Annotated in this window: 10 protein-coding genes; 2 read left to right on the forward strand and 8 right to left on the reverse strand. The window is 51.4% G+C overall.

Going from position 1 to position 13,732, the window contains the following annotated elements; translation table 11 throughout:
- Window positions 1-7: 7 nt before the first annotated feature.
- The 4 genes from TRESADRAFT_RS14940 to TRESADRAFT_RS03995 form a co-directional block, all read right to left on the reverse strand.
- On the reverse strand, window positions 8-3,412 hold the full coding sequence (locus tag TRESADRAFT_RS14940) for a leucine-rich repeat domain-containing protein (protein ID WP_002703133.1): 3,405 nt from the start codon (window positions 3,410-3,412) through the stop codon (window positions 8-10).
- A gap of 44 nt (window positions 3,413-3,456) precedes the next feature.
- Window positions 3,457-6,048, reverse strand: coding sequence for an Lcl C-terminal domain-containing protein (locus TRESADRAFT_RS14945; RefSeq protein ID WP_002703135.1), 2,592 nt, complete (start codon window positions 6,046-6,048; stop codon window positions 3,457-3,459).
- Window positions 6,049-7,030: 982 nt separating this feature from the next.
- Window positions 7,031-7,591, reverse strand: a complete 561-nt coding sequence (locus TRESADRAFT_RS03990) for an MBL fold metallo-hydrolase (RefSeq protein WP_002703137.1) — start codon at window positions 7,589-7,591, stop codon at window positions 7,031-7,033.
- Entirely contained in the window at window positions 7,592-8,254 is a 663-nt protein-coding gene (locus tag TRESADRAFT_RS03995) for a pentapeptide repeat-containing protein (protein ID WP_002703138.1), read from the reverse strand.
- 52 nt (window positions 8,255-8,306) lie between these two features.
- On the opposite strand from TRESADRAFT_RS03995, the gene murI reads away from it, so the two are divergent.
- Window positions 8,307-9,119 carry a glutamate racemase gene (murI, locus tag TRESADRAFT_RS04000; RefSeq protein ID WP_004266615.1) on the forward strand — a complete coding sequence of 271 codons (813 nt, stop codon included), beginning with the start codon at window positions 8,307-8,309 and terminating at the stop codon, window positions 9,117-9,119.
- A 127-nt stretch (window positions 9,120-9,246) separates the two neighbouring features.
- Complete coding sequence (locus TRESADRAFT_RS04005) at window positions 9,247-9,540, forward strand: hypothetical protein (RefSeq protein WP_004266616.1); 294 nt, start codon at window positions 9,247-9,249, stop codon at window positions 9,538-9,540.
- A 12-nt stretch (window positions 9,541-9,552) separates the two neighbouring features.
- Here TRESADRAFT_RS04005 and TRESADRAFT_RS04010 read toward each other — a convergent pair whose 3' ends face one another.
- Genes TRESADRAFT_RS04010 through TRESADRAFT_RS04025 form a run of 4 tightly spaced genes read right to left on the reverse strand, consistent with a single transcriptional unit; the run spans window position 9,553 to window position 13,708 of the window.
- Window positions 9,553-10,449 carry a metallophosphoesterase family protein gene (locus tag TRESADRAFT_RS04010; protein WP_004266617.1) on the reverse strand — a complete coding sequence of 299 codons (897 nt, stop codon included), beginning with the start codon at window positions 10,447-10,449 and terminating at the stop codon, window positions 9,553-9,555.
- Entirely contained in the window at window positions 10,446-11,165 is a 720-nt protein-coding gene (locus TRESADRAFT_RS16195) for a hypothetical protein (RefSeq protein WP_004266618.1), read from the reverse strand. The genes TRESADRAFT_RS04010 and TRESADRAFT_RS16195 overlap by 4 nt, the downstream gene beginning before the upstream one ends.
- 50 nt (window positions 11,166-11,215) lie before the next feature.
- Window positions 11,216-12,709, reverse strand: coding sequence for a peptidase U32 family protein (locus TRESADRAFT_RS04020; protein ID WP_004266619.1), 1,494 nt, complete (start codon window positions 12,707-12,709; stop codon window positions 11,216-11,218).
- 54 nt (window positions 12,710-12,763) lie between these two features.
- Window positions 12,764-13,708 carry an alpha/beta hydrolase fold domain-containing protein gene (locus tag TRESADRAFT_RS04025; RefSeq protein ID WP_004266620.1) on the reverse strand — a complete coding sequence of 315 codons (945 nt, stop codon included), beginning with the start codon at window positions 13,706-13,708 and terminating at the stop codon, window positions 12,764-12,766.
- Window positions 13,709-13,732 lie beyond the last annotated feature (24 nt).

A 13,732-nucleotide genomic window follows, 5' to 3' on the forward strand; every position in this document is an offset into this window, starting at 1 on the left:
ATTTCTCTTACTCCTTGTAGTAGTACTTATAAGAATTATCGCCGCTTTTAAAATTTGAGGCATTTGTCACAGTGTTTGTAACATCAAATTCTGTACCACCTATTCTTGAAGTACTTCTCGTTTGATACCAAGTACTTGTATCGGTGAATACAAGAGAAGTAAGAGAACTGCAATCATAGAAGGCATAGTCGTATATAAAATCAACGGAATCCGGAATCGTAATAGATGTAAGACTGCACCCTCTGAACACCCAAGATCCTATGGTTGTAACGGTATCTGGTATGCTATATGATGCTCCATTTTTACCTGCCGGGTAGCATTTTAACAGGGTTTTATCTTTATTAAACAAAACCCCACCAACAGCTACAAAATTTGAACTTCCATCCTCCACTATTATTTCTGTTACTTTGCTACAGCCAGAGAACGGATTGTTACCTATGCTTGTCACGCTTTTTGGTATAGTAACAGAAGTGAGATTGTCACAGAGGGCAAATGCTTCATCTTCTATGGTTCTCAAGTTGCTTGGAAGGTCAATAGCACTAAGTTCATCACAGTTCTCGAAGGCTCTGCGTCCAATGCTTGTTACGGTATTGGGAATTGTCACGCCGCTGATTTTTGATTTATAGAAGGCATAGCCGCCTATCTGAGTAACTGAACTTGGAATATCATAACTTCCTGTTCTGACGGCAGGATAATATACAAGTTGACTTCCACTCTTGTTGTAGAGGACTCCGTCAATGTCTTTATAATTTTGATTGTCAGGATCAACAGTTACCCTTTCAAGAGAAGTTGAACCGGTAAATGGGTCATTTGGAATTGACTTTACATTTTTCGGTATTGTTATGCTGGTAAGTCCAGTTTCAGAAAAGGACTGGAGGCCAATCGTTTCCAAAGATTCTGGCAATGTAATGCTTTTTAAAGAAGTACAACCATTTAACGCCCTATAAGAAGTAGATGTAAGACTTTCTGGAAATATCAATTCAGAAAGATTAGAACAACCTCCAAAGGCGTAATCCCCATACCCTGTTATTCCATAGGGCAATGTAATTCCGACTATAGATGTACAAGCACTGAAGGCACTTTCAGGCAGTGTCGTAATTCCCGAACAGCTTAGCGTAATTTTTACATACTTGCTGCTGTTAGATTGTAAAGCAGCTTTAATTGTGGCTATGTCCTCGTCAGAAGATGCATAAACCGCAATTTCATGCGGAGTATCAACCGTATTAGCGGAAAGGCTTGCAAGAGAAGCCGCAACATTTGCCGCGGTCACATACTGAAACAAAGAGCCGCTGGAATTTATGCCCCATTGTGCACTAGACAGCGTGAATTTTCCAACTTCATCTGCAAGAGTAACCCCAGTTTCAGCCGCAAGCACGGTAGTTCCGACTTCGTAGCTTTTTGGCGTTATCGTCGCGACGGGGACAGTGCCGGTAAGAGAACCTGTTATGGTGATAACTTTTCCGCTTGGAAGTTCAATATCATTTTTTCCTTTGCCTTTTTCTATGCCAGAATCGGTTTCTACACCATAAGGAATTGAAATTGAACCACTCATTGTAAATACAGTAGGATTCCCGTCCATACTGACAGCCCCCGAGCCGCCTCCTAAGGCTTTATTATTTTTTATTACGCCACCATTCAAATGTACTTCGCAAGTTGAACCGACAAACTTTATACCGCCATTATAAAGGTTAGCTGTATTATAAGAAATCTCGGCGTTGCCACTCATAGTAAAGGTTCCGCCATCCATAAAGAGCGCTCCGCCGTTTGGCGCCCAGTTAGTCGCTGTGCCTGAGCAAATGTTATAACTAAGTTTTCCGCCTTTCATTTCAAAGCTGGTATTGTCCGAAGCCTGCATAACAGCGCCACCCCAACCGGTTGCGTCGTTATGACTTATTTCGCCGCCGTTCATAATAAGACTAGCGGAAGATGAACCTTTTGCAATATTGATTCCGCCTCCGCGCGTTCTGCTTTTGTTATAGGAAATAACAGCACCGTCGTAAATTATGACAGTTCCGCCGGAGCATTTTATTCCGCCGCCGCCTTGTCCACCATTATAATCGCTGGAGCCTTCATGATTATGACAAATTTTGGAACCAGCCTTTAATACAAGTGAACCGCCCTCATTATAAATTCCGCCACCGCCACTTCTCGCTTTATTGCCGTAGCTGCTAGAAGTTGCAAGGCTCTGTGTTTCATCCCCAATCAGAGCCCCGCTTTCAAGCGTTACTGAGCTTCCGTTTTCCATTTTGATGCCGCCACCGCTGCTAGTCGAGCTCCCCCTGGTAATCTTCAGATTCTTAATCGTAACCGGCACGGCTGTAGCAATCGTAAGCACGCTTCCCGCATTGTTTCCGTCAAGGACATCCTGGGGCAGTCCGTTTTCATCCAGCCCCTTGCAGCCCTGAATTGTAAGAGAAGCAGCCTTGCCGTTAAGCGTTGCAGGAATATTTTGTATTCCTGTTATTGTTCCAGAGATAAAGATTTTGTAATTTGTGCTTGAATCCGTCATAAAGGAACAGGCTTTTGCAAGCGTTGCAAACGGTGCGTAAGGGCTTCCCGTTCCGGTCGTGTCACTTGCCGTTCCTTCAGTAATATTGCCGACATAAAAAACTGTTCTTTTTTGCGCGTTAATCAAAGCCGTGGTGACTTCAAATGTGCCGTCGCTTTTTATTGGAGAATTTTCAGATGATGTAGAATACCATCTGTTTGTCGTAAGATTGTCAAAAACATTTATTGATTGTGTTGTTGTGTACTGAAGGATATTGCTTGAATCATAAAAATTGAATGTGACTTCGTAAGTACCGCTTTTTACATTCGAGGCTGAAAATGTTGCACTTGTTCCGGAAGGTGTAGCCGAAGCAAGCGTGGACGGCCAGGCAGAATCAGAACATTTAGCTTTTATGCTCTTAAATGTCGAAGGAACTTTCATAGCAAGACTAATTACACCGATTCCGCTCGTTCCTGGTTTTACAAAAAAAGTATGGGATATGGCAGGCTCATCAACAGAGGTTGTAACAGAAAAAGTGTCAGAAAGGAGGGTAGACTCTTCATCTTTTATTCCGCAGGTAATTGTCCATGTTTTTCCTGTTGCAAGAGGAATCTCAAAAGTTCTTGCCTCCGTTCCGCTTCCGAATGTGCCTGAAACAGTGTCGCTTCCAGATGTGGCAGTTGCAAAATATGTCCAGTCAGAGTCAATCTTATAGGAAGCCGAGCGGTAAGCAGATTCTGAATCATTGATTTCTAAAAGCTCATAAGGAAAAGCCCCGCTATAATAAACCGTTCCATTAAAAGCCACGGTTGACGAAGAAAGATTATTCGAACTTTCCGAAGAATCGCTGTTTTCGCTCAAAAAATTTGTACAAGAAAAGAATAAAAATCCAGAAATCAAAAAAATAAAGTTCAGTTTTTTCATAAATTATCCTCCGTTATTACAAATTGTTGAAGTCGCGCTCCAGACTAATCGAAAGCCCGAATTGCACAAACAGAACTGATAATACCTTGGGCGTTACTAGTGGTTGTCTTGTCACCGTATTGCCAGAAACCAGAGAGATTGAATAAGTAGGCGTGACTAGCAGTGGATACCAACTGAGACGATGACCAGTACCAGCCGCTGTTACCAAATTTGGAGCCTCCGCACAATTCGCTAACTGCGTCTACAGTAGATTTGTTTTTCCAAATGTAGAAAAGCTCACAAATCGTAGGAAGGTACCAGTCGCTTTCATAATCTGTTCCACTTACATTGCTGCCTGTCTGGTCTTTGTAGTTCTTTGTAAAATAAAAGGCAGGATATTTTGATTCAGTTGCGGTGTCGCTCACTCCGCTAAAGGCTGCAAGTTGCTCAAAATTGTCGCTACCGTTTTTGTCTCCGGTAAAAGTGTATGGTCCTGTGCTACCGCTTGGAGTGCACTGAATTGTTGTGATATCCTTGGAATGTGCATTTGCACTGCTTGTACACCATGCAAGTCCGCTTTTGTTGTGAACAAGACCTACGCCAAGCGTTTGGCTGCTACCGTCATTTGAGCAATCTGTTCCCACATAGAAAATAACTGCAATTGCGGCAGCTTTCTGGTCGTTTGTTATCGTTGAAATTTCGCTATATGCCATTGCTGAGCCATCGGTAAATACAATATCACCAACTGCAGTAGGTTTTGGCTTAGTTCCTATAATATTAGCACAAACCAAATCCCATTCCGCATCGTAAGTTTCTCCAAGATAGCTTGCATTTACTTTAAGCGTGTATGTGTACTCATAAGCTATGGCAGGAATTGTTATGCCGATTCCGCCCGTAACATCTGAAGGCGTAATGTCCGTAACTTTTGTTCCGGCACAGTAAAGAGAAGCAGCCCAAGAAACGGTCTCATCACAATCCGTAAGCGTAAGACCTGTATTTGTATAAAGCTTTTTATCTGCATGATTATAGTAAAGTGGCGTCGGGGTACCGCTTGTTTCCTTTCTTGTGACAGTCGGCGTAACGGTGAATGTAGCTGCCACGCCGGTATATAAGCATGCCGCAGAGTTTCCAAGCGAATCTGTGCAGGAAAGCGTGAAATCATAATCTCGCGGAGTATAGAATGAACCACCCGAAATCATAAATGCCGCTTCATTGGAATCTGTCGTTCCTATTGCATACTCATTATCAGAAATAAATACAGCTCCTGGCCTGCTTGCATTCGTCGTGCCGTATCCGTAATCTTCTGTGAATGTGGCAGGAGCGGCTACCGTAGGTTTATTTGTATCTGTAAATGCCATTGAAACGCAAATCTTGCTTCCTGAAATATCACCGTCAATCTTAATTTTCTTTCCGTAAGGAAGGTAAACATTGCTCTGCTTACCATTTGAATCTTTATTATCGTAAATGATGTTCTTGCCTTTGAGAATTAAAGTTCCGTTATTGTAGATTCCGCCGCCGGTTCCGCTTGCGTTTTTTCCGCCGGTGATTTTGAGGTTCTTGATTGTCACGGGAACGCTCGAGGAAATTTTGAGGGTTGTTCCTTCATTTTTTCCGTTCAAACTGTCCTTCGGCATTCCGCCCGCGTCGAGCCCGTTCGCGCCCTGAATCGTAATCGAGCGCGCTTTTGCCGTGGTGATGGCCGAGGGGATTTCCTGCGCGCCAGCAAGCTCCCCGTCAACGAGTATCGTGTAGTCGGTATCTTTATCCAGGAGCGCATTCATCGCACGGGCAACCGATTTGTACGGCTCCGCGCGCGTCCCCGTCTCCTTGCTGTCCTCTTTCCTCGACGACACGTAAATCCTCGAAAGCGCGAACTTATCGACGAGAGCTTTTGTTATCTCGCATTTTCCGTCCGCAATGTACGCCGAAGAGCCGAACCACGAATCCGTCACAAGCGATTTGCAGACGTGGACGGACTCGCGGAATTCGTAGAGGAGAACACCATCCGCGGATGATGAATCCGCCGTGCTGTAGAAGCTGAAAACCGCATCGTAGCATCCCGAATCAAGCGTCTTCTCAAAAAGAATTTTCCCGCCGGAATCTACGGGGCAAGATGAAACGGAGCCGCCGTCAAGTTCTATCGCGCACGACTTTATTTCAGTCCCGCCGACGTCTATTTCGAGGCTGACGCTCCCCGTCCCGCTTTTCATATCGGGCTTTACGGGAACCTCGCAGAAAAACGCGTCGCCCGGACGAAGCGTTACGGTACAGCTCCCGGAAACGACCTCGATTCCAGACACCGTCCCCGTCGCCTTAATCGTGTACTCAGTCCCGCCCTCAACAACCGCAAGCTCTCCGAACGAGAACGAGAGATTTTCCGCATCGACTTCCGCAACGTACGTCCTCCCGCCGTCCGAGGCCTCCACGGAATACGAGACGCCGTTCAGAGATGGAAGCGCCGTCCGCGCGCTGCTTTTCCGGAAAACGCCCGGCGCCGCACCCGAAACCGCCACGCTCCCCCGAACGGATGCCGTCAGCGCCGGCTCGACGAAGTTTCTCTCCTCAGAAGGTTCCTCATCCCCAAAAAGCGAGCACGACACCGCAAAAAATGAAAGGACGGCAGCCAAAATGCCGAAAAATTTCCGGAACGTTTTCATAATCGATTCTCCGTTTTTTATGGAAGCCAATACAAAATCCGCCATATTCTAACACGCAGCCCCTCTTAATGCATTAAGAGTGTCCCGTTTAATGCACTAACAGCATCCCTTTTTATGCGGGAACGCCGTTCATTAAGCAGGAATGCCGTTCCCATTAGAGCGGGAATGCCGTTCCCATTAGAGCAGGAACGACGCTCCCATTAGAGCAGGAACGACGCTCCAATTAGAGCGGGAACGACGCTCCCATTAGAGCGGGAATGCCGTTTCCATTAGAGCAGGAACGCCACTTCCATTAGAGCGGGAACGACGCTCCCATTAGAGCAGGAACGACGCTCCCATTAGAACTGGAATGCCGTTCATTGAGCGGAGCCGAAATGAACAAATCAATACACTTTCACTAAAAATTTATTTCGGTGGATACATGATTTCTAGCGTTATTTTTAGATATTGGCACACGAATTCGAGATTCCTGACGGAATCTCTTCAGCCTCAATATCGAATTTTATTAGAAAGCATTTTTTTTGGAGACAGTACGATGGTACGATACATATGCTGAAATAAAACGGTCATTGAGCGAATTTTGCATGGCAACGAACGGGCTTCGGCTACGCTCAGCCACATTATGAGCATACCTTTCGTAACACACCCCCATTTTCAACCGCACATTCCCAAAACCACGCGCGCCCCCTCACACAGGCGCACTCCCCGCTTCCGCGGGGAGTTGCGTACGCTTGCTACAACCAAGCCAATCTTAAAACAAGAAAAAGACTTTGCAAGCGCGCTTGCTCCAACAAAGCCGAACTTAGAACGCGGGAATGTCGCAAACCAAACTTAGAACGCAGAAACGCCGCAAACCAAACTTAGAACGACAAAATCCCCACACACGCGCCCTAATCCCACAAAGGCGCACACGTGCTTCGCACGTGCTGCGTGCGCTTGCTCCAACCAAGCCGAACTTAGAACGCGGGAATGCCGCAAGCGCCTACTTCAAATCCAGGTTGAATACTTTCTCCACGCCTATTGTGGAAAGCGGTCCATGTCCGGGCATTATTACGGTGTCGTTCGACATTATGAGGAGCTTCGAGCGGATTCCGTTGCGGAGGGTCTTTTTGGCGTAGATGTTGTTCGTGGAGCCGATGATTCCCGCCTGGAGCGTGTCGCCGGTGAAGATGACGTTTCCGATTTTGAAGACCATCGAGTCGGAGCTGTGGCCGGGAATCGAATAGTACGAGACAATCATGCCCGCGAGCGCGAGCGTGCCGTCGCCTTTTATGACGCAGCCGGAAGACGACGCGACACCGCTGTCGGCGGCGAACACATTCACATTGTAAATTTTGCCGAGCGTCGAAAGCCCCATCGTGTGGCCTTTGTGATGGTGCGTAATCAGCACGGCCCGCAGCGTCAGCCCGCCGTCCTCAAGCTGGTTTATCATGCGCCCGTTTATCTTTCCCGGGTCGATTATAAGGGCTTCCTTCGAAAGCTCGTTCACCACGAAATAGCAGTTCGAGAACGACTCCAGGTTCATGTGAAGATAGATTTTCATTCAAATCACCCCGCCGAATTCGATTATTCCCTTGAAAGCCTCGCTTCCCTTCTGGTCGAAGAACGCCTCTTTCGTGTTCGACTGCTTGAACGAGACGTTCGTCTGCTGGACGTCGTAGAAAATCGTCTTCTTGAGGTTGCAGTTCCTGAACGACGTGTCGGCGAGGTTCGCGCGGATAAAACGCGAGTTGTACAAATCGGAGTCGTCGAACGAGGACTGGAACGCCGATATTCCGGAAAAATTGTCCTGGACGAGGTCGCTTCCCGTAAAAAGCACGTGGATGAATTTCGCCGCGCCGAGGCTCGTGAATTTTATGTTGCTGCTGAGGAAATTGCAGTCGGTGAAAACCGCGTAATCGAATATGCTCATGCGGCTCCGCATGTTCATGGCATTGACGCCGAGGAAGAAGCACCGGCAGAAGTTGCAGCCGTAGAATTTCTTGTCCGTGAAATCGACGTTGGAGAACGTCACCCCGCTGGCGTTGAGCCCCACTATTTTGTCGTGCGACTCGATATATCGGATGAGCTTTTTCGTTATGCCCTCCTGGTCGGGATGGTGCATAAAGCAGAAGTCGCCGTTTTCCCTGATATTTCCGTTATCGTCAAAATCCGAAAGCACAGAACGCCTGCATTCCGGACGCTTGCATATATTCATCAGATACATGAAGCCATTTTAGATGATAAATGATATAGTTGTCGAACGGATTTTTTGTTTTATGGAACAGACAGATTTCGCATTTTTGGATTCAGGAACGGGCGGAATCCCGTACATGCTCGACCTCAAGGAAAAGCAGCCGGACGCGACGTGCGTCTATTTGGGGGACACGGCGCATTTTCCGTACGGCGAGAAAAGCCCGGGCGAGGTCGTCGAATGCGCTACGGGCGCGATTTCGCTCATCATACGGGAATGGAACCCGCGCACGCTCGTCATCGCATGCAACACAATCTCCGTCGAGGCGCTCCCCGTCCTGCGGGAACGTTTTCCCGCGCTCAAAATCGTCGGGACGGTTCCGGCGATAAAGCTCGGGGCAAAAGTGACGAGGAACGGAAAAATCGGGCTTGTCGCCACGAGCGCGACGGTCAGCAACGGATACACGAGAAAGCTCATCGAAGAATTCGCCGCGGACTGCGACGTCTTCCTCCGCGCCGACCCCGAGCTTGTCCATTTTGTCGAGCGCCGGCTCATCTCGGCGACGGAAAAGGAGCGGGAAGACGCCGTGCGCAAATCGGTCGATTTCTTCCGCGAGAAGGGCTGCGACACGATAATTCTCGGCTGCACGCATTTCACGCACCTTGCGGACACGTTCAGGCGCGTCGCCGGAAACGAAATCAGCATCGTCGATTCGCGGAACGGCGTGTCGAACCGCGCGCTCACCATAACGGAACGCGATTCCGACGAGGAGCACCTTCCGTCCGACTGCGCGTTCTTCGTCACCGCCGCGACGGAGGAAGAGGAGAAGGAATACCGCGCGCTCTGCAGGTGCTGCTCGATTCCGTGGGGCGGGACGATACGGCTGCCTGAAAACTGAGAGGGATACAATACAAAACGCTGCCCTGAAATCGTGTCGACAAGCACTTTGTCATTCCGAGCTTGATTCGTCATGACAAAAGACAATACCAGCCGTTTTTCAGGACAAGAAAATAAGGAGAATCAAAATGAAGAAAATCGCCATCATCGCGCTCGCGCTCGCGTTCGCGCTCGTCTCGTGCAACGACAAGGAAAGCGAAAAGGCAAAGCAGCCGCTCTCAATAGACCTCGGCTCCATAACCGAGAAAGTCAAGGAGACGGCGGAGAAAACGAAGGACGCCGCAGAGGATGGGCTGGACACGCTCTCCGAGAAGGCGAAGGACGCGACGGAGAAGACGAAGGACGCCGCCAAGGAAGCAGAGGAAAGCGCGTCGAAGGCTGCCGGAAAGACGGCGGACTCGCTCAAGAAGCTGTTCAACTAACAAGCGCGCCTTCTAAAATTCGACCGCCCTTGTCGTGACCGAGGCGCGCCCGCCGGAACGGCAGTCGACGGTGACGAGATAGAAGACGCTGTCGTACAGGTACGCGGAAAGGACATCCTCGCGGAACGATTTGTAATCGAAGCCGTACGGTCTGTGCGCGTGCCCCTCGTACACCTGCCGGACGCCATTCTTCCTGAAAAGCGTCACGAGCAGGTTCCTCTCCGACGAATCCTGCATCGTCATGAGGAAATTCCCGCCGGCGTATATCGGATAATGCGTCATGACGATTTTCTGCCTGCCGTCATTCTCCATCTGCCGCGTCAAATCCGAAAGCTGGTTGTATCCGAGAGTCCCGTTCGCGGTGTCGAGGCAGTAGAACGAGACGCCGCCCGCAGAAAAACGGTAATAGGTGGCGTGCGGAAAGACGGAATCCATGAAGCGGGAAATGCCGCCGTGGTACGTGTCGTGGTTACCCGGAATCCCGTAGACGAAGAATTCGTCCGTGCCGAGCGATTTTTTTCCCGCCGCGCTGATTTTTTCCGCGAACGCATTGTAGTCGTCGTACTCGCCCTGCCGCCCCCCGTCCGCGATGTCCCCGAGGCAGACCGCAAAAGACGGGCGCATTGACTCGTCGGCACAAGAGAAAAGCTCCCCGAACGCCGACAGAAATTCATCGTCGCGGCGCCCGACACGCGACGAGCCGAAATGGCAGTCGGTGAACGCGACGAAGCTGAAAACGCTGCCGGATACGGACGGGTTCTGCTTCAGGTCGCCCAAATCGACGAGGACGCGCGCGCGGCTTTCCACGGATTCCTCGCCGAATTCAAGCCAGAACGCCCCGAAATTGCACGACGGAAAGAGAAAAAAAAGGAAAACGAGCCGGAAAATCGCGGAAAAGCGGAATTTCAAAACGAATACCTCGCAGCCGCGCGGAATATGACGGAGCCGACATACGGCGCCGTTATTATCTGGTCTGTGATGCGGACTTCCGTCTCCCAGGAAACGCGGAGCGCCCCCGGAAAGTTGTAGCCGATTCCGAAAACGTATATCGGCGAGAAGAACAGCCGGTACCGGTAGAACGAATGGCATCCCCACGAAAAATACGCCTCCGCGCCGCAGGCGAATTTTTTTCCCGCATCGAGCGCAAGCTCCAGCGACCCGTCGAGCAGGTTCCCGACGTCGTCCGAGACGGCGTAGACGTCCGCGCTTTTCAGCCCGCCGCCGAGCATGAGCGACAGCACGAACCCGCGCTCGCTTTGGATGCGGTACACAAAATCGAGGATGAAATCGTCCTCGCGCGCAATCCCGAACTGCATCTGCCGGTGGAGCGTCCCGCCGAAACCGAACGCGCTTTTCCATCCGCCCTCGAACGAATCTTTCATCCGCGGAAAATAGAAGCCGCGCGCTGTAAAGTCGAGGAAATCCTGCGAGAACTGCGAGCCGAGCGCGAATTCGCCTTTCCCGAGCGCCATCCCGAATTCTGCCGAGAACGCGGGAGAGCTGCGCTCGATGCCACGCTCCGTCGCATACGAGAAATCAGCCTGAAGAAAGCGGCTCTTGAAGCTCTCCCCTTCTGCGGCGGAGACGAATGCTGCGAGCGCGAAAACGGAAAGGATTCTTTTCATCACACCCACCGGAAAAAGCGCGTTCCGAAACCGAGCCGGAACAAAAAGCGTCAGCGCCCCGTCGTCCGGATGACCCCGGGAACGAATCCGGCATCCTTCATCCGTATCAGCGCGCCGTCCTCGATTTCAAACGGCGTGTAGAGCGCGCAGTCGTGGTCGGCGTTCACCCAGTCGAGCTTCGTTCCCGTCTCGGGATTGACGAATTCGTACTGCGTCCCCGGAATCGTGCGCGAAAGGACGGTCGGGGAAATCAGCTCGATGTCCGTTCCCGCGTCGATTTTGTTGAGCGCGCCGAGCCGGTACATGTTCCAGCCCTCCCTCCGCGCGACGGTGCGTATTCCTTTCTCGGGGTGCAGCTCAACGTCGCGCACAATCGCGTCCCGTGCGGCGGGGTGCATCGCGGAAAGCTCCGCCTCGCGCGCGGCGAACCTCCGCTCGCCCTCGCCTATCACCGCCTCCGCATCGAGCTTTTCGCCTATCGTCGCGGCAAGCACGTACGGGGAATCGCTCGCGCCGACGGTCGTCTTGTCCGCGTCGCCCCTGTTGTAGTAGAAGCCCGTCGTGCTTTCACGGTGCGCGACCTCGGAAAGCGAGCGGACGAACGGCTCCGCCTCCGCCGCGCTGATTTTCCCGTCGAGCGCGTCGAGCGCGTGCCGGTATGCGCGGGCGACCATCGCGACGTAGTAGACGGATTTCATGCGCCCCTCGACTTTTATCGCATCGACCCCGGCGTCCTTCATGTCCTTGAGGTTGTCTATCATGCACAAATCCTTCGACGAGAGGATTGCCGTAAAATCGTCGCCCTCAAAAACGGGGAAATGCTCCCCACGGCGCTGGTGTTCCTCAACGGAAAGGATTCCCGACGACGCGATTTGCTTCGCGGCCTCCGCCGAAATAGTCCCGCCCTCGCGGTTGAGCTTGTCCACGAGCGGGAGCGTCGACACGTCGAAATCCCAGCGGCACGTCTGCGAGCAGAACCCAGACTGCGCCGAACGTCCCGTGAGGTACGCGCTCATAAGGCAGCGCCCGGAATACGCTATGCACATTGCCCCGTGCGCGAAGCACTCAAGCTCCATCTCGGGCACGGCGTCCTTTATCTTCCTGATTTCGTCGAGCGTGACTTCCCGCCCGAGCACGACGCGCCTGAACCCGAGGTCGCGGTACATCTTCACCGCCTCTGCGTTCATGCACGACGCCTGCGTCGAAAGGTGCAGGTGGACGCCGGGGAATTCGCGCTGGAGGAAGCGGACAAGCCCCAAATCCTGCACGATGAACGCGTCAATCGGGTATTTGTGGAAATAATCGATGTTCTTGTAGAGCTGCTCGAGGTCGCCCTCGTGGAACGCGATGTTCAGCGCGCAGAAGAGCCTTTTTCCGGGAAACTGCTTTTTTAGCGCGGCGACGCGCTCGTATTCGTCATCGTAAAAATTGTCCGCCTTTATCCTGAGCGAAAAACGCTTCAATCCGATGTATGCGGTATCGGCTCCGTACTGGTAAGCATACGAGAGCTTGTCAACATTTCCTGCAGGGCAAACCAATTCCATTCAATTCATCTCCTAAAAAACGTAAAAAACCGGATGCCGCGCGGCACCAGAAAATCACTCGTCGTCACGGGCAGTGACCATCCGCCCGATTTTCTCGACGGCAAGATGCGATTCGGCGAGGGAGTCGTCCGCCATCTGGAAAAGCGGCATCATGTCCTTCCACACGTCGAGCGTGCAGCCAATTCCCATCGAGGAAAGCTTTCCCTCGAATTCGCGCGCCTCGTCGAGGAACATCTCCCGCCCGCCCATCTGCATGTACACTTCGGGGAACGCCTCGAACTGCTCCTCCGTCGCAAGAAGCGGAGAGACTAGCGGCGTGTTCCGTTTTTCCGGGGTAGCGTAGTTCTCCGCGCACAGCCTGACGGACTCCGACGTGAAAACATCGTCTCCGCCCCTCCTTGTCATTATCTTCGAGTTGTCCTCCGAAATGTCGAGCCACGGACTGAACAGTATGACGCGCTTTATCGCCTTCCTGAATTTCGCCTTCAGGTTGAGCAGGAACCCCAGCGCTATCGACGCACCGCTCGTGTCCGCCGCAATCAGTATCTCTGGCATACGAGCATCCCCGCCTTCCTCCTCCACGGCAAACGCCTTCTGCATCCGCTCGGTGTACACGCACCGGAAAACCGACTGAATGTCGTTCACGGAGAACGGGAACGGGAACGCCGGGGCAAGGCGGAATTCCGGGACGATTGCGACGCAGGAGCACGCGTTCGCGAGCGACGACACGAACGAACGGTACGCAAGGCGCGAGCCGGCAATGAACGAGCCGCCGTGAACGTAAATCATCAGCCTGTCTGTCGAATACATCTCCGGCCGTATCACGTCGCATGCAACGCCGTCGAACGTCCGCTCCTCAAGCTCCACGCGGTTCGGCAGGAACGTTTCCGAAAAAGCCTCGTCTATTCTTCTCCTGTACTGCTGGATGTCGGTCTTTGATGTGAAAAGAAATGTCCTGAGCCGTTTTATAGCGTTTTGTCTTTCTTTCTGTAAGCTCATAACGGCTAAATATAGCAAAATTCG

It is taken from the genome of Treponema saccharophilum DSM 2985 (genome assembly GCF_000255555.1).
Taxonomy (GTDB): Bacteria; Spirochaetota; Spirochaetia; order Treponematales; family Treponemataceae; genus Treponema_D; species Treponema_D saccharophilum.

Coding starts and splice junctions, on each gene's coding strand:
- TRESADRAFT_RS14940 (WP_002703133.1), bottom strand. CDS start 3,412: ATGAAAAAACTGAACTTTATTTTTTTGATTTCTGGATTTTTATTCTTT.
- TRESADRAFT_RS14945 (WP_002703135.1), bottom strand. CDS start 6,048: ATGAAAACGTTCCGGAAATTTTTCGGCATTTTGGCTGCCGTCCTTTCA.
- TRESADRAFT_RS03990 (WP_002703137.1), bottom strand. CDS start 7,591: ATGAAAATCTATCTTCACATGAACCTGGAGTCGTTCTCGAACTGCTAT.
- TRESADRAFT_RS03995 (WP_002703138.1), bottom strand. CDS start 8,254: ATGTATCTGATGAATATATGCAAGCGTCCGGAATGCAGGCGTTCTGTG.
- murI (WP_004266615.1), top strand. CDS start 8,307: ATGGAACAGACAGATTTCGCATTTTTGGATTCAGGAACGGGCGGAATC.
- TRESADRAFT_RS04005 (WP_004266616.1), top strand. CDS start 9,247: ATGAAGAAAATCGCCATCATCGCGCTCGCGCTCGCGTTCGCGCTCGTC.
- TRESADRAFT_RS16195 (WP_004266618.1), bottom strand. CDS start 11,165: ATGAAAAGAATCCTTTCCGTTTTCGCGCTCGCAGCATTCGTCTCCGCC.
- TRESADRAFT_RS04020 (WP_004266619.1), bottom strand. CDS start 12,709: ATGGAATTGGTTTGCCCTGCAGGAAATGTTGACAAGCTCTCGTATGCT.
- TRESADRAFT_RS04025 (WP_004266620.1), bottom strand. CDS start 13,708: ATGAGCTTACAGAAAGAAAGACAAAACGCTATAAAACGGCTCAGGACA.